The organism is Nonomuraea glycinis (assembly GCF_035920485.1).
GTDB classification, from domain to species: domain Bacteria; phylum Actinomycetota; class Actinomycetes; order Streptosporangiales; family Streptosporangiaceae; genus Nonomuraea; species Nonomuraea glycinis.
Genome location: NZ_CP109166.1, coordinates 8340484 through 8354492 on the forward strand (window position 1 = coordinate 8340484; position 14009 = coordinate 8354492).

Annotated in this window: 16 protein-coding genes; 4 read left to right on the forward strand and 12 right to left on the reverse strand. The window is 69.8% G+C overall.

From position 1 onward, the window contains the following. Positions 1-14: 14 nt before the first annotated feature. The gene (locus tag OHA68_RS39215; protein WP_327104747.1) at positions 15-1109 is read left to right on the forward strand and encodes a hypothetical protein; all 1095 of its coding nucleotides are present in this window, start codon (positions 15-17) and stop codon (positions 1107-1109) included. A gap of 56 nt (positions 1110-1165) precedes the next feature. On the opposite strand, the gene OHA68_RS39220 is transcribed toward OHA68_RS39215, so the two are convergent. Next, on the reverse strand, positions 1166-1399 hold the full coding sequence (locus OHA68_RS39220; protein ID WP_327104748.1) for a hypothetical protein: 234 nt from the start codon (positions 1397-1399) through the stop codon (positions 1166-1168). Positions 1400-1492: 93 nt separating this feature from the next. Here OHA68_RS39220 and OHA68_RS39225 point away from each other — a divergent pair, with 93 nt between their 5' ends. Continuing rightward, positions 1493-2098 carry a Uma2 family endonuclease gene (locus tag OHA68_RS39225; protein ID WP_327104749.1) on the forward strand — a complete coding sequence of 202 codons (606 nt, stop codon included), beginning with the start codon at positions 1493-1495 and terminating at the stop codon, positions 2096-2098. 52 nt (positions 2099-2150) lie between these two features. On the opposite strand, the gene OHA68_RS39230 is transcribed toward OHA68_RS39225, so the two are convergent. From OHA68_RS39230 to infC, 7 genes are all read right to left on the reverse strand, one after another. Further along, positions 2151-4706, reverse strand: a complete 2556-nt coding sequence (locus tag OHA68_RS39230; protein ID WP_327104750.1) for a phenylalanine--tRNA ligase subunit beta — start codon at positions 4704-4706, stop codon at positions 2151-2153. Then, positions 4706-5746: a phenylalanine--tRNA ligase subunit alpha gene (pheS, locus tag OHA68_RS39235; protein WP_327109614.1), complete on the reverse strand. Its 1041-nt coding sequence runs from the start codon at positions 5744-5746 to the stop codon at positions 4706-4708. Before pheS ends, OHA68_RS39230 begins: the two co-directional genes overlap by 1 nt. A 121-nt stretch (positions 5747-5867) precedes the next feature. After that, complete coding sequence (locus OHA68_RS39240) at positions 5868-6902, reverse strand: sensor histidine kinase (protein WP_189143788.1); 1035 nt, start codon at positions 6900-6902, stop codon at positions 5868-5870. A 98-nt stretch (positions 6903-7000) separates the two neighbouring features. Further along, positions 7001-7804 carry a TrmH family RNA methyltransferase gene (locus tag OHA68_RS39245; RefSeq protein ID WP_189143749.1) on the reverse strand — a complete coding sequence of 268 codons (804 nt, stop codon included), beginning with the start codon at positions 7802-7804 and terminating at the stop codon, positions 7001-7003. 115 nt (positions 7805-7919) lie between these two features. Next, positions 7920-8303, reverse strand: coding sequence for a 50S ribosomal protein L20 (rplT, locus tag OHA68_RS39250; protein WP_189143748.1), 384 nt, complete (start codon positions 8301-8303; stop codon positions 7920-7922). Positions 8304-8327: 24 nt separating this feature from the next. Next, positions 8328-8522 carry a 50S ribosomal protein L35 gene (gene rpmI, locus OHA68_RS39255; protein WP_049568545.1) on the reverse strand — a complete coding sequence of 65 codons (195 nt, stop codon included), beginning with the start codon at positions 8520-8522 and terminating at the stop codon, positions 8328-8330. A 124-nt stretch (positions 8523-8646) separates the two neighbouring features. Further along, positions 8647-9318: a translation initiation factor IF-3 gene (infC, locus tag OHA68_RS39260; protein WP_327104751.1), complete on the reverse strand. Its 672-nt coding sequence runs from the start codon at positions 9316-9318 to the stop codon at positions 8647-8649. Between the two features lie 242 nt (positions 9319-9560). Between infC and OHA68_RS39265 the strand changes: the two genes are divergently transcribed. Both OHA68_RS39265 and OHA68_RS39270 read left to right on the forward strand, forming a co-directional pair. Continuing rightward, on the forward strand, positions 9561-9836 hold the full coding sequence (locus OHA68_RS39265; RefSeq protein WP_327104752.1) for a type II toxin-antitoxin system Phd/YefM family antitoxin: 276 nt from the start codon (positions 9561-9563) through the stop codon (positions 9834-9836). Next, positions 9833-10255, forward strand: coding sequence for a type II toxin-antitoxin system VapC family toxin (locus tag OHA68_RS39270; RefSeq protein ID WP_327104753.1), 423 nt, complete (start codon positions 9833-9835; stop codon positions 10253-10255). The genes OHA68_RS39265 and OHA68_RS39270 overlap by 4 nt, the downstream gene beginning before the upstream one ends. Here the strand turns inward: OHA68_RS39270 and OHA68_RS39275 are convergent. The 4 genes from OHA68_RS39275 to ruvX form a co-directional block, all read right to left on the reverse strand. Continuing rightward, positions 10230-11084: a shikimate dehydrogenase gene (locus OHA68_RS39275; RefSeq protein WP_327104754.1), complete on the reverse strand. Its 855-nt coding sequence runs from the start codon at positions 11082-11084 to the stop codon at positions 10230-10232. The two genes, OHA68_RS39270 and OHA68_RS39275, sit on opposite strands and share 26 nt — an antisense overlap. A gap of 5 nt (positions 11085-11089) precedes the next feature. Then, the gene (gene mltG, locus OHA68_RS39280) at positions 11090-12235 is read right to left on the reverse strand and encodes an endolytic transglycosylase MltG (RefSeq protein ID WP_327104755.1); all 1146 of its coding nucleotides are present in this window, start codon (positions 12233-12235) and stop codon (positions 11090-11092) included. A 247-nt stretch (positions 12236-12482) separates the two neighbouring features. Further along, positions 12483-13529, reverse strand: a complete 1047-nt coding sequence (gene mltG, locus OHA68_RS39285; protein ID WP_327104756.1) for an endolytic transglycosylase MltG — start codon at positions 13527-13529, stop codon at positions 12483-12485. Next, a complete protein-coding gene (gene ruvX / locus OHA68_RS39290) occupies positions 13526-14008 on the reverse strand; it encodes a Holliday junction resolvase RuvX (RefSeq protein WP_327104757.1) in 483 nt (160 codons plus the stop codon). The genes mltG (OHA68_RS39285) and ruvX overlap by 4 nt, the downstream gene beginning before the upstream one ends. Between the last annotated feature and the right edge of the window lies 1 nt (position 14009).

Sequence of the window (14009 nt, forward strand, 5' to 3'; positions counted from 1 at the left end):
TTGCTACGGCTTTGATGACTTCTGCCCTTTTCGCTACCCCTGCTCACGGCTCCGGCAAGCCGGAGTTCCCCGCGGAGGTGTACGGCGGAGCATGGACGTCGGGCCACGTTCAGGGGATCGCGGTCGACGAGAAGAAGGGGTTCATGTACTTCTCCTTCACCAACCTGCTCGTCAAGACCGACCTGGCGGGCCGGCCGGTGGGCTCCGTCACCGGCTTCACCGGCCACCTCGGCGACCTCGACTTCAACGCCAAGGACGGGCGGGTGTACGGCTCCCTGGAGTACAAGGAGGCGCAGGCCTTCTACGTCGCCATCTTCGACGTCGACCGGATCACCAGCCTCGACATGGACGCCGAGACCGCCAACGTGGTGACCGCCGTCTACCTCAAGGAGGTCGTGGCGGACTACAGCGCCGACATGAACGGTGACGGCACCTTCGACGGCAACGTCGGCGCCACCCCGGACCACCGCTACGGCTGCAGCGGCATCGACGGCGTCGCCTTCGGCCCGTCGTTCGGCAAGCGGCACGGCAAGCAGAAGCTGACCGTCGCCTACGGCGTCTACTCCAACACCGGCCGCCAGGACAACGACCACCAGGTGCTGCTGCAGTACGACATCACCAAGTGGCGCGCGTTCGAGCGCCCTCTCACCCAGGCCGCCCCGCACACCTCCGGCCCCGCCCGGCCCGACGGCAAGTATTTCGTCTACACCGGCAACACCACCTACGGCGTGCAGAACCTGGAGTACGACGGCTACACCGGCAAGTGGCTCATGGCCGCCTACAAGGGCGTCAAGCCGCAGTTCCCCAACTACTCCCTCTTCACGGTGGACGGCTCCGCGCGCCCCACCCGCGGCCCCGTCAAGGGTCAGCCGCAGCCGGAGCAGGGTGACCTTCTCCGGCTCTCCCCCGAAGGCCTGCACCACCCGGAGACCGGCATCCGGGGCTGGGAGTCCGGCGGCCAGTACGGCCTGGCGTCGCTGGACGACGGCCGCTTCTACGTGACGCAGGACGGCAAGATCGTCGAGGACGGCGTGACCAAGCAGACCGCCCACTCCCGGCTCCACCGCTGGACCGGCCAGACCCCGACCCCGTTCGAGCGCATCCAGTAGCCTGTCAGCCCTTCGGCGCCGGAGCGAGCCGTCCCGGCATGCTCCGGCGCCCGGGCTCAGCCCTGCTCGCGCCAGCCGTCATACCGCTCCACCAGCTCGTCGACCTTCGCCAGCCCACCCTCGTCCAGCCCCTCGGCCACGACCAGCCACTGCGCGTCCTCGGCGTCGTCCTCGCCCGCCAGCGTCTCCCGGACCACGTGCGGCACCCCCAGCGCGGGAAACCACTCGGCCAACGTCTCCGCGACCTCCTCGGCATCGCCCCGCTCACCGAACACGAGTAGCTGCCTCATGGACCCGTATTCTGCCAGCCTTCAGACGGAAGCGCCGACCACCTACCGGCTCGTTCACAGACAGTGAACGAGGTAGCTTGCTACCGTAAGACCATGACGGCCGAAGCGGTGAGCATTGACATGAGAGAGTCCTCGCTGCCCGACTGGATCTTCCCACCGCCGGAAGGCTTCGCGGCCGAAGACCTCGATCACATTCCGGATTTGCCTGCGCACACAGAGTTGATCGATGGAAGCTTGGTCTTCGTGAGTCCGCAGGCTTCTTTCCACATGCGCATGGTCGACCTTCTGGTCCTCGCCTTGCGCCGCACCGTTCCGGCTGACTTGCGCATACGCCGGGAAATGAGCGTCATCCTCGCCAAGGATCAGCGTCCTGAGCCGGATGTGTGCGTCATCCGCGCTGATGCGGACCGGAGCCCTGAGCAGACCTTCTACCGTGCGCAGGACGTCGCGCTCGTCGTCGAAGTGGTGTCCCCCGAGTCCAGGTCGCGAGACCGCAAGCGCAAGCCGGTGCTCTACGCCGAGGCGGGGATCCCGCACTTCTGGCGCGTCGAGAGCGATGCCGGCCGGCCCGTGGTCTACGTGCACGAGCTCGACCCGCCGACTTCCACCTACGTTCCCACCGGCATCCACCACGACCGCCTCAAGGTCACCGTCCCGTTCGACATCGAACTCGACCTCACCGAGATCGACCGCCTCTGACCCACGAAGAAAGGGCCGGTACGGAGTCCGTACCGGCCCTTCGTCGTTGCTGTCAGCCGCTACGGAGCTGCGCTCCGACGCGGTCGGCCGCCAGGGCGACGGCGGCGTCGCGGGCGGCGGTCGTCTCCTCGGCCGTCAGCGTGCGGTCCGGCGCCCGGAAGCGCAGTGTGTACGCCAGGGACTTGTTGCCCTGGCCCACCTGCTCGCCCGTGTAGACGTCGAACAGCCGGATGGACTCCAGCAGCTCTCCCGCGCCGTCACGCAGCGCCGCCTCCACGTCGGCAACCGGCGTGAAGTCGGGCACGAGCAGGGCCACGTCCTGGGTGGCCACCGGGTAACCGGAGATGGCCGGCGCCTGGACGGGGCCGGGCATGGCCGACTGCAGGCGGGTCAGCTCCAGCTCCATCGCGGCCGTGCGCGGCGGCAGGCCGTAAGCCTCGACGACGCGCGGGTGAAGCTCGCCGGCGTGGCCGACGAGGGTGTCGCCGACGTAGAGGGCGGCACACCTGCCGGGGTGCCAGGGCTCGTGCTGGTCGGCGCTGATCGACAGCTCCAGCCGTGCCTCGCCCGCCACCAGGCGCGCGGCCTGCACCGCGTCGGCCCAGGAGGCCTGCCGGCCGGCGCCCCACCAGCCGGAGCGGTCGAACTCGCCGGCGAGCACGACCGCGACCCGGATCGGCTGGTCGGGCAGCGCCTCCTCGATCGAGGCCAGCTCCTCGGCCGTCGGCCTGCCCTCGACGCCGAGCACCGGCGCGGTCGCCGGGGCGCCCTCACGCGGCCGGTAGACGGCTCCAGTCTCGAACAGCGCCACGTCGCCGAAGCCGCGCCCGACGTTGCGGACCAGGGTCTTGAGCAACCCCGGCAGCAGCGTCGTACGCATCAGCGGCTCGTCCTCGGCCAGCGAGTTGGACAGCCGCATGGCGCGGCGCCGCGCGTCGTCGGCGGGCAACTGCAGCTGGTCGAAGTCGTCGGCGCTGATGAACGGGTAGGCGAGCACCTCGACGTAACCGGCTTCGGCGAGCACCCGGCCGACCCGCCGGTGCAGCCGCTGCCCTTCGGTGAGCCCGGCGCCGGCGGGGGCCGTGGGCAGCACCGAGGGCAGGTTCTCGTAGCCCTCCAGCCGGATGACCTCTTCGGCCAGGTCGCTGGGGTCGGTGATGTCCGGCCGCCACGACGGCGGTGTCACCGTGATCATGTCGTCGCCGGTGACGGCCAGCTTGGCCGCCAGCTCGCCGCCCGTGACGACGCCGGTCGGGTCCACACCGCCGCTGCGCACGGCGGGGTCGTCGCCGTCGACGACGGTGCAGCCGATCTGCTCCAGCCGCTGGACGACGGTCTCCTTGGAGTAGGGGATGCCGGCCACGTCGCCCGGGTGGCTCGCCGGAATGGCGATGCGGGCCGGTGTGACGTCCACCTGAGCGTGCGTCACACCGGGGTGCACGGTGGCGCCGCCCAGCTCGGCCAGCAGCTGCGCGGCCCGCCACGAGGCGACGAGCGGCAGCTCCCTGTCGACGCCCCGCTCGAACCGCTTGGACGCCTCCGACACCAGGTTGTGCCTGCGTGACTCGCGGGAGATGCCGGTCGCCGAGAAGTGCGCGGCCTCGATCACGATGTCGGTCGAGCCGCCGGAGATCTCGGTCTCCAGGCCGCCCATGGTGCCGGCCATCGAGATCGGGCCCGAATCGTCGGTGATCAGGATGTCGTCGGGGTCGAGGTCGCGTACGACGTGGTCGAGCGTCTCCAGCCGCTCACCCTGCCGCGCCCTGCGTACGACGATCTCGCCGGTCAGCTTGCCGGTGTCGAAGGCGTGCAGCGGCTGGCCGAGCTCCAGCATCAGGTAGTTGGTGATGTCGACGGCCAGCGACACCGGGCGCATGCCGGCCCGGGACAGCCGTACCCGCATCCACAGCGGGCTCTGCGCCTCCGGGTCGAACCCGCTGACCTGGCGCAGCACGAACCTGTCGCACGCGGTCGGGTCGGCGATCGAGGCGGGCCACGAGGACTCCGCCTGCTCGGGCAGCTCGACGTCGGCGGGGTCGCGGAACGGCACGCCGAAGCCGGTCGCGGCCTCGCGGGCGACGCCCCGGATCGACAGCGCGTAGCCGATGTCCGGAGTGATCTCCAGCTCGATGACGTCGTCGCGCAGGCCGAGCAGCTCGACGACATCGGCGCCGATGGGCGTGTCGGGCGGCAGCACCATGATGCCGTCGTGGCTGTCGCCCAGGCCGAGCTCGCGCTCGGAGCAGATCATGCCCTCGGACAAGCGGCCGTAGGTCTTACGGGCGCCGACCTCGAACCCGCCGGGCAGCACGCCGCCCGGGAGCACGACCGGCACCCGGTCGCCGACGGCGAAGTTGACGGCGCCGCAGACGATCTCGCGCGGCGTCGCCTCGCCCACCTCGACCTTGCAGTGCCGGATCGGCTTCTTGAAACCGGTCAGCTCCTCGACCTCCAGCACCTCGCCGACCACGACGTTCTTGACGTCGTAGCCGTGGGAGGTGATGGACTCCAGCTTGAGCCCTGCGGCGGTGAGCTTGTCGGCCACCTCGTGCGCGGTGACCGCCGGGAGATCGACACACTCCCGCAGCCAGGAAAGCGGGACCTTCATCAGATCTCCATTCCGAACGGGAGCGTGAAGCGCACGTCTCCCTCGATCATGTCGCGCATGTCCTCGGCGTTGTGGCGGAACATCAGCGTCCGCTCGATGCCCATGCCGAACGCGAACCCGGAGTAGACGGACGGGTCGATGCCGCAGGCGACGAGCACCCGCGGGTTGACCATGCCGCAGCCGCCCCACTCGATCCAGCCCTCACTCTTGCAGGTGCGGCAGGGCGGGTTGCCGGGCACGGCCGAGGCGCCGCGGCAGACGAAGCACTTGAGGTCCATCTCGGCCGACGGCTCGGTGAACGGGAAGTAGTTGGGCCGGAACCGGGTGGTGATGCCCTCGCCGAACATGACCTCGGCGAACCGGTCCAGCGTGCCCTTGAGGTGGGCCATCGTCAGGCCCTTGTCGACGGCCAGCCCTTCGGTCTGGTGGAAGACCGGGGTGTGGGTGGCGTCGAGCTCGTCGGTGCGGAAGGTCTTGCCGGGCGCGATCGCGTAGCAGGGGGCACCCCGCTCCAGCAGCGCGCGGATCTGCAGCGGCGAGGTCTGGGTGCGCAGCACCATGCCCGAGTCCGCGGAGCCGACGAAGAAGGTGTCGTGCTCGGAGCGGGCCGGGTGGTCCTTGGCGATGTTGAGCGCCTCGAAGTTGAACCATTCGGCTTCGAGCTCGGGGCCTTCGACCACCTCGTAGCCCATCGCGACGAAGCTGTCCTCGATGCGCTCCTGCATGGTGGTCAGCGGGTGGCGGGCGCCGCGGGGCCGCCGGTCCCAGGGCAGGGTGACGTCGACGGCCTCCTCGACGAGCACGCGGGCGTCGCGCTCGGCCTCCAGCTCGGCCTGCCGGGCGACGAGCGCCTCGTTGATGGCCTTGCGGGCGCCGCCGACGCGCTTGCCCGCCTCGGCGCGGGCCGCCGGAGGCAGGGCGCCGATCTCGCGGTTGGCCAGCGCGATGGGCGAGCGGTCACCGGCGTGCGCCAGCCTGGCCTGCTTGAGTGCGTCGAGGCTGTCGGCCGTCTTGATCGCCGCCAGGGCGTCGGCCTCCATGCGGGACACCTCGTCGGCGTGCAAGGGTGTGACCTCGACCGGGTCGTAGTCAGACAAGAGTGAGCTCCGTATTCAGGGCTTGAGCGGAAAAGTCTAGTGGGGCCCGCCCACCGGTCCTGCTCTAGGCGAAGTCAGGTGTGCCGGTGGGCATGGTAAATCGGAACTCCGCCCCGCCCTCGGGCGCCTGCTGCACGATGATGGTGCCGCCGTGGGCTTCGACCAGCCCCTTGACGATGAACAGACCGAGGCCGGTGCCGCCTCGCCTGCGGCTGTTGCCCCGCCAGAACTGCCTGAAGACGCGCGGGGCCAACTCGGGCTTGACGCCCTCGCCCTGGTCGCGCACCGACACGGCAACTCCCCATCCCACGGATTCGATCTCTATCGTCACAGTGCCGCGCCCATGGCGCACCGCATTTTCCATCAGATTAGCGAGGATCTGGTCAATCTTGTCCTGGTCGAGCCACATCTCGGGGAGATTGTCGCCCACGATCAGGTGGAACCGCGTCTCCTGCTCACCCGCCGCGACCCGGCCCGCGACGATCCGCCGAACCCTGGCCGGCACGTCGACGACCTGCCGGTGCACCTGCATCCGGCCGGACTCGATCCGGGAGACGTCGAGCAACTCGGTGATGAGCCGGGTGACGCGGTCGGCGTCGTTGTTGACGGTCTCGAGCATGACGCGCTTCTGCTCGTCGGTGAAGCGGGTCCACTTCGCCAGCAGCGTCGCGGTGAAGCCCTTGACGCTGGTCAGCGGGGAGCGCAGCTCGTGGGCGACCGTGGAGACCAGGTCGGCGCGGCTGCGCTCCAGCCGGGCGCGGGCGCCGCCGTCGCGCAGGGTGATCACCACCCGCTCGACGTCGCCGCACCGCTCGGGCTCACGCACCAGCCTGGCCGCGACGTAGAGCTCCTGCCCACCCGGCAGGTGCAGCGGCCGCTCCGGCACCCTGGTCCGGGTACGCAGGCCGCCCTCGGGATCGAGGGCCTTCCACCATTCGCGGCCGTCGTTGTCGCGCAGCGGGAACACCTCGTTCATGTCCCTGCCGACGGCGCGCTCCACGGGCACCTTGGTGAGCCGGGCGGCGGCGCGATTGACGGCGAGCACCCGGCCGAACCGGTCGGTCATGATGAGGCCGTCGGGAAGGTCGTCGATGGCCATCGTGCACGCGGCGGCCACTACTCGCCCGTCGGTGTCCTCGCCGTGCACGACCTAGCCTCCTCCGCCTACAAGGCCGACAATAGCGGGTTTCCCGTCGCCTAGGACACTCGCTGAGCCCTTGCGGAGGAGTAAAGGCAGACCGCCGCGGCGGTCGCCAGGTTGAGGCTTTCGGCCCGGCCGTAGATGGGCACGCGGACCACCTCGTCGGCCTGTCCGAGCACCTCCTCGGGGAGCCCCCACGCCTCGTTGCCGAAGATCCACGCGGTGGGTCCGGAAAGATCCACGTCGTCGAGGGTGTGCTTGCCCGCGCCGTCCGCGGCGAGCACCCGCAGCCCGCGCTCCCGCAGCAGGCTCACCGCCCGCGCCACCGGTGCGCCGATCACCACGGGCAGGTGGAAGAGGCTGCCCGCGCTGGCCCGTACACACTTGCCGTTGTACGGGTCGACCGAGGCGTCGGTGAAGATGACCGCGTCGGCGCCGGCGGCGTCGGCGGCGCGCATCACGGTGCCCGCGTTGCCCGGGTCGCGCACGTGCGCCAGCACGGCGACCAGGCGCGGCTCGGCGGGCAGGGCGTCGTCGAGCGCCACGTGCACCAGCCGGCAGACGGCCAGCAGCCCCTGCGGGGTGACGGTCTGGGACAGCTGGGCCATGACCTCGCCACTGGCGCGGTGGACGGGCACGCCCTGGAGCGTGGCCTCGGTGACGAGCTCAGGGTGGCGCAGCTCGGCCTCGGCGGTGGCGAACAGCTCCAGCGTCACGCCGTCGAGCTTGAGCGCCTCGCGCACCGCCTGCGGGCCCTCGGCGAGGAACTTGCGGTCCTGCTCCCGGTAGGCGCGCTTGGTGAGCCTGCGCGCCGCCTTCACCCGCGGTGACCGCACGTTCGTCAGCTCGGTTCCGGCCATCTCTCCCCCTGCTCGCGCGTACGGAGTGCCGCACGCCTGCCCTGCAACATGCCGAAGGGCCCACCGGAACGGTGGGCCCCTCGACTCACAAGCCCGGCCGGGCCTGTCGAACGGCTCAGCTCGCTGCCGGCGCGTTCACGTCCGCCGGCAGCGCCTTCTTGGCGGCCTCGACGAGCGTGGCGAAGGTCTGGCTGTCGTTGACCGCGAGGTCGGCCAGGATCTTACGGTCCACCTCGATGTTGGCCAGTCGAAGGCCCTGGATCAGGCGGTTGTAGGTCATGCCGTTCTGGCGGGCAGCGGCGTTGATCCGCTGGATCCACAGACGGCGGAAGGCGCCCTTACGGTCCTTGCGGTCCCTGTAGGCGTAGGTCATCGAGTGGAGCATCTGCTCCTTGGCCTTGCGGTAGAGCCGCGACCGCTGGCCACGGTAACCGCTTGCCCGCTCGAGAACGACCTTGCGCTTCTTCTTGGCGTTGAGCGCCCGCTTCACGCGTGCCATGATTCTTCTCCCCGGGGGTTCGCGTTACTTGGCGAGCAGTTTCTTGATCTTCTTGGAGTCGGCGTCCGAAAGGACGACCTCGTTCTTGAGACGGCGCGTCAGCGTGGACGACTTCCACTCGTTGTAGTGCGCGCGGCTGGCGCGGCGGCGCATGACCTTGCCGGAGCCGGTAAGCCGGAACCGCTTCTTCGCACCGCTGTGCGTCTTCATCTTCGGCATGTCGCCGTCTCTCCTCAATTCGGTCGTGCCGGTGGCCGGGTCGGTGCTGGGCCGACCCGGTCGCGGCGTCTTCGTCGGGCGGTGGCTGCTCGGGGTGCCCAGTAAGGCTAACCCCAACTGCAGGTCACGCTTCCTGTGGGGAAGGCTCCTCGCTGCCACCCTGTGCCTTGGCCGCGGCCTTCTCGGCCTTGGCCTCAGCCTTCTTCTTGTGCGGACCGATCACCATGATCATGTTTCGGCCGTCCTGCTTGGGCTGGGATTCGACGAACCCGAGCTCCTGGACGTCCTCGGCCAGCCGCTGCAGGAGCCGGAAGCCGAGCTCCGGGCGGGACTGCTCGCGACCACGGAACATGATCGTGACTTTGACCTTGTCCCCCGCCTTGAGGAACCGCACCACGTGACCCTTCTTGGTCTCGTAGTCGTGCGGGTCGATCTTCGGCCGGAGCTTGATCTCCTTGATGATCGTGTGCGCTTGATTCTTGCGCGCCTCGCGCGCCTTCATCGCGGACTCGTACTTGAATTTGCCGTAGTCCATGAGCTTGCACACGGGCGGTCGAGCCGTCGCCGCGACCTCGACGAGGTCAAGGTCGGCTTCCTGGGCGAGCTTCAGCGCATCGTGAATCGACACGATGCCCACCTGCTCACCGTTCGGGCCCACAAGGCGAACCTCGGGAACTCGGATACGCTCGTTGATGCGGGGCTCAGTGCTGATGGGGCCTCCTAGGTTTGCGATCCCTACGTGCTCGTCGTGCCGGAGAGCTTTCGCAGAACGCGAAAAGCCCCGCACGTCGCGCATGCGGGGCCACTGAGCTCTTCGGCATTGCGGCCTTAAGCTCCCCGGAAGAGTCCGGCGTGATCCGTTACCCGGCCGCCTCTCGGCGACTCAGGTGGGAGGGAGACCTCCGCTTGCGCGTCCAGCAGTGATGCCGGACCGATCAGAGAGCTACGTTACCACAACCACGACACTTCCTCGAATCATCCCCGCTGGCCAGAGTCCGTGCACTAGAATTCTGTCCAGAATAGTCAGAAGGAGATCATATGTCCGTACATCAGGTGGAAGCCACCAAGTGGCAGCTCCAAGAGGCCAAGCAGCGCTTCAGCGAGGTCGTCCGCCGCGCCCACGACGAGGGCCCGCAGATCGTCACCCGGCACGGTCAGGACGTGGCGGTGATCATCGACATGGATGAGTACCGCCGCCTCAAGGGCACTGAGCCGGACTTCAAGGAGTTCCTGCTCAGCGCCCCGGACTGGCCCGACGACCTGGAGATCCCGCGATGCGAGGATCTCCCGCGAGAAGTGGACCTCGGCTGGTGAGCGTCGGCTACATTCTCGACACCAATGTCATCTCCGAGGTGCGCAAGCCGCACGGCAGCGCGCTGGTGAAAGAGTGGGTGAGCGCCTCCCCGGGACCGACGCTCTACCTCAGCGTCATGTCGGTCGGCGAGATCCGGTGGGGCATCGAACAAGTCAGAGAGCGCGATCTTCAGCAGGCGCTGACCATCGAACGGTGGCTGGACGGGCTCTCCCGATCCTTCCAGGGCCGGATCATCCCGATCACCGAGGCCATCGCCGAGGAATGGGGGCGGATGCGAAAGCAACGTCCGTTGCCCGTCGCTGACGCGCTGATCGCCGCCACCGCCAAAGTCCACGGCTGGAGCGTCGTGACCCGCAACGTCAAGGACTTCGCGGACACCGGCGTCACCGTGATCAACCCGTTCGACTGGTCCGCCTGAGGATCTCCGCCTCACCGGCGGCGCGCATGGCCCCCACCGGCACGTCCGCCCGGCCCGTCATCAGCTCCACCTGCCGCACCGCCTGGTGCAGCAGCATCTCGAACCCGCCGACCACGGTGCCGCCCGTAGCTCGTACGGCCACCGCCGCGCTGGTCGGCCAGGGCGAGTAGACCACGTCGAAGAGCGCGGGAACCCCCGCCAGCAGGTCCGCGTACCCGTCCGCCGCCCTGCCGGGCAGCGTGGACACCACCAGATCGACGTTCGTGAGCGCGTCGAGCTTGTCGAACGTCCGCACCGACAGCGCCACGCCGAGCCGCTCGGCCACCTCCGCCGTCTCCTTGGCCTTGGCCGGATCGCGCACCACCAGCGTCACGGCGAACAGCCCCAGGTCACGCAGCGCCGCCAGCGCCGAGCCGGCCGTCGCCCCGCCGCCCAGCACGGTCGCCGACCGCGGCGCGATCACCCCGGCCTCCGCCAGCGCCCGCTCGATGCCGTACACGTCGGTGTTCTCACCGTGCGCGGCCCCGTCCGCGAACACCACCGTGTTGGCGCCGCCCACCTCGACGGCCAGCGCCGAGACGGTGTCGAGCAGGGGCAGCACGGCCCGCTTGAGCGGCATGGTGAGCGACAGGCCCGCCCACGTGCCCGCCGTGTCCGGCCCTTCGCCCCGCACCGGGCGCAGCTCGCGCAGCATCCCGGGCAGCCGCTCCTCGTCGCACTCGAACGACGCGTAGCTCCAGCCGGTCAGCCCCATCTCCCGGTAGGCCGCCCGGTGCAGGAAGGGCGAGAGGGAATGACCGATCGGGGACCCCATCACCGCGGCACGCATCCGGCTCAGCCTCCGTTGCGGCGGAGCTTGGCCTCCAAGGCCTGGAACTCCGCGTCGGTGGTGGCGAACTCGGTGACCTTGCTCTTCGGGTCCGTCGCCACGAAGAAGAGCCAGCTTCCCTTGGCCGGGTTCAGTGCCGCCTCGATCGCGTGATCACCGGGATTGGTGATCGGGCCGGGCGGCAGGCCGAGGTTCTTGTACGTGTTGTACGGGGACTTGATCTCCAGCTCGGCGTGCGTGGCCGTGGTCCGGTAGCGCTTCCACGCGTACATCACCGTGCTGTCCATCGACAGCGTCATCGGCGGCTGACGGTTGAGCCGGTTGTAGATGACCCGGGCGATCTTGGGCATGTCCTCGTGCCGCCCGGCCTCGGCCTGGATGATGCTGGCGATGGTGACGATCTCGTGCGGCGTGTGGCCGAGGCTCTTGGCTCCGCCCACCAGATCGGCCTTCTCCGCCGCCTGGTGGAAGCGCTGGACCATCCGTGCCAGCACGTCGCCGGCCGTGGCCTTGGGCGGGAAGTCGTACGTCGCGGGGAAGGCGTAGCCCTCGAGCTTGCCCTTGGCGTAGGCGGGCAGGTCGAGGTTGTCGACGTTCTTGGCCGCGGCCTCGAACTTCTTGCGGTCCAGGCCGGTCTGCTCGGCGAGCTTGGTGTAGATGTCGGACAGCCGCAGGCCCTCCGCGAGCCGCACCTTCATGAGCACCTGCTGCTTCGGGTCGAGGAGCAGCTTCACCACGTCGGCGGCCGGCATCTTCTTGCGCACCTTGTACGTGCCGGGCTGGAGCGCGTCGCTCTTGCCGGCGTTGCCGATGGCGTTGGTGAAGGCTCTGGCGCTGGCCACGACCCCCTGCCGCTCCAGCTCCTGGGCCACGTCCGAGGCGATCTGACCGTCCTTGACCTCGAAGACGACCTCCTCCGTGCCCTTGCCGGTGTAGTCGTCGGGCACCAGGGCGTCGTTCGCCCACCGGTAGCCGTAGTAGCCGCCGCCGCCGATGATGCCGGCCAGGATGAGGAAGGCCAGCAGCGGGGCGAGCAGGCCGCCCCGGTTACGGCGCCTGCGCCGCCTGCGGCCGTTGCCACGCTTGCCGGAGCCTCTGCTGCGGCGTCCGCCCCGGCCGTCGTCGTCCTCGGCGCCGAGGAGAAAGTCCATGTCGAGATCGTTCATAGCTGAGCTGGCCAATCTCCCGGTACAGCGAACCCGGCGTCGATTGGATGCACCGGGCGGTGGGGGGGCACCGAGCGGACGAGGGGGCTGCGCCGGACGCGGCATGACGACCGGCGGAAGTCACTGTGGGTAGCCATGCTAGAGGACGGAAAGAGCGTGTGTGTCCCGGGTCGGAAGCGCCGCACAGAGTCGGCGGCGATCTCCCGCGTGGCGGTAAGCGGACCGATGAGCATCAGTTCGTCCCGAGGTTCTCGTTCAACTCTTTCCGGTATCTCACGAACTCGCTCTCTTTGTTGGTGAATTTGGTGATTCTATGCAGCGGATCCGTCGTAACGAACCAGCGCCAATCACCCCTCGCCGGGTACAGCGCCGCCATCAGTGCCTTCTCTCCCGGATTGGCGATAGGCCCCGGCGGCAGTCCCTTGCGGGTGAACGTGTCGTACGGCGAGTCACTCCGCGTGACGCTGACGGTCCGGCCGTCCTGGGCGTAGGCGAGAGTGCTGCCCAGCCGGAGCGGCAGGCCCCGCCGGAGCCGGTTGTAGATCACTCTAGCGATCTTCGGATAGTCCGGCACCGCGCAGGCCTCGACCTGGACGATGCTCGCCACCGTGACGGCCTCCAGCGGCGTCAGATGCACCCGCGCCGCCCGCTGCCGCAGCCGTAGCTGCCGGGCGGTGACGCCGAACCGCTCCACCATCGCGGCCAGCACGTCCACGCCCCTGGCCGCGGGCTCCACCTCGTACGTCGCCGGAAACAGGAACCCCTCCAGCCCCGCGGCGTACGCCGGCGTCTCCACCAGGGCGGGATCGACCGCACGCAGCTCGTTCAGCGGCAGACCGGACTGCGCGGCGACCCGCCGCAGCGTCTCCTCCACCCGCAGGCCTTCAGGTACGGTCACCCGTCGCACGACGCGTGATCCGGGGGCGAGCAGCAGGTCGAGCGCCGCCGCCGCGGCCATGCCCCGGCGCAGCCGGTAATGGCCGGGCCTGAGCCAGGACGCCATCGAGCGCTGCTCGGCCACGTTGACGAAGGAGCCCACGCTGGCCACCACCCCGGCTCCGGCCAGCGTGGAGGCCACGTCGGCGGCGGTCGCGCCGGGCGCGATCCGCACCGTCACCGGGTCGCCACCGCCGCCGTCGAAGTCATCGGGATACAGGCGCGGCTTGAGCACCGCGTGGCCGCCGGCGCCCAGGGCGAGCACCGAGGCGGTCAGCCCCAGCGCGAGCGCCCTCGACCGGCGCCGCGCGGGCAGAGTGGAGCAGGGGGAGCAGCCGGTCATGAGGCAGGGCCGTCGGCCGCCGCGGAAGGCGGGTCGACAGGCCTGCCCGGTGGCCGGTCCGTGGCACGTTCGGCGTCGAGTGCGTCCTGCAGCAGCACCACCGCGGCCGCCTGGTCGATGACGCCGCGCTGTTTCTTGGCCCGCACCCCGCTGGCCCGCAGGCCCTGCTGGGCGGCCACGGTGGTGAGCCGCTCGTCGAACAGCCGGACCGGCGTGGCCGGGAGCCGCCCGGCGAGGAGGGTGGCGAACTCGCGCGCCAGCTCCGCGGCCCGCCCCTCCTTGCCGGACAGCGACGTGGGCAGCCCCACCACCACCTCGATCGCCTCATGATCCGCGGCGATCGCGGCGATGCGGTCAAGGTCACCCTGGCCGCGCCGGACCGTCTCCACCGGCGTGGCCAGCATCCCCGAAGGGTCGCTGCGCGCCACGCCGATGCGTACGGACCCGACGTCGACGCCGAGGCGTGCACCGAACCTCATA

What these genes read in the sequence shown, in the direction of transcription:
- OHA68_RS39215 (WP_327104747.1), top strand. Translation starts at nt 15, where the DNA reads ATGACTTCTGCCCTTTTCGCTACCCCTGCTCACGGCTCCGGCAAGCCG.
- OHA68_RS39220 (WP_327104748.1), bottom strand. Translation starts at nt 1,399, where the DNA reads ATGAGGCAGCTACTCGTGTTCGGTGAGCGGGGCGATGCCGAGGAGGTC.
- OHA68_RS39225 (WP_327104749.1), top strand. Translation starts at nt 1,493, where the DNA reads ATGACGGCCGAAGCGGTGAGCATTGACATGAGAGAGTCCTCGCTGCCC.
- OHA68_RS39230 (WP_327104750.1), bottom strand. Translation starts at nt 4,706, where the DNA reads ATGAAGGTCCCGCTTTCCTGGCTGCGGGAGTGTGTCGATCTCCCGGCG.
- pheS (WP_327109614.1), bottom strand. Translation starts at nt 5,746, where the DNA reads ATGGAGGCCGACGCCCTGGCGGCGATCAAGACGGCCGACAGCCTCGAC.
- OHA68_RS39240 (WP_189143788.1), bottom strand. Translation starts at nt 6,902, where the DNA reads ATGGCCATCGACGACCTTCCCGACGGCCTCATCATGACCGACCGGTTC.
- OHA68_RS39245 (WP_189143749.1), bottom strand. Translation starts at nt 7,804, where the DNA reads ATGGCCGGAACCGAGCTGACGAACGTGCGGTCACCGCGGGTGAAGGCG.
- rplT (WP_189143748.1), bottom strand. Translation starts at nt 8,303, where the DNA reads ATGGCACGCGTGAAGCGGGCGCTCAACGCCAAGAAGAAGCGCAAGGTC.
- rpmI (WP_049568545.1), bottom strand. Translation starts at nt 8,522, where the DNA reads ATGCCGAAGATGAAGACGCACAGCGGTGCGAAGAAGCGGTTCCGGCTT.
- infC (WP_327104751.1), bottom strand. Translation starts at nt 9,318, where the DNA reads ATGCGCGACGTGCGGGGCTTTTCGCGTTCTGCGAAAGCTCTCCGGCAC.
- OHA68_RS39265 (WP_327104752.1), top strand. Translation starts at nt 9,561, where the DNA reads ATGTCCGTACATCAGGTGGAAGCCACCAAGTGGCAGCTCCAAGAGGCC.
- OHA68_RS39275 (WP_327104754.1), bottom strand. Translation starts at nt 11,084, where the DNA reads ATGCGTGCCGCGGTGATGGGGTCCCCGATCGGTCATTCCCTCTCGCCC.
- mltG (WP_327104755.1), bottom strand. Translation starts at nt 12,235, where the DNA reads ATGGACTTTCTCCTCGGCGCCGAGGACGACGACGGCCGGGGCGGACGC.
- mltG (WP_327104756.1), bottom strand. Translation starts at nt 13,529, where the DNA reads ATGACCGGCTGCTCCCCCTGCTCCACTCTGCCCGCGCGGCGCCGGTCG.
- ruvX (WP_327104757.1), bottom strand. Translation starts at nt 14,008, where the DNA reads ATGAGGTTCGGTGCACGCCTCGGCGTCGACGTCGGGTCCGTACGCATC.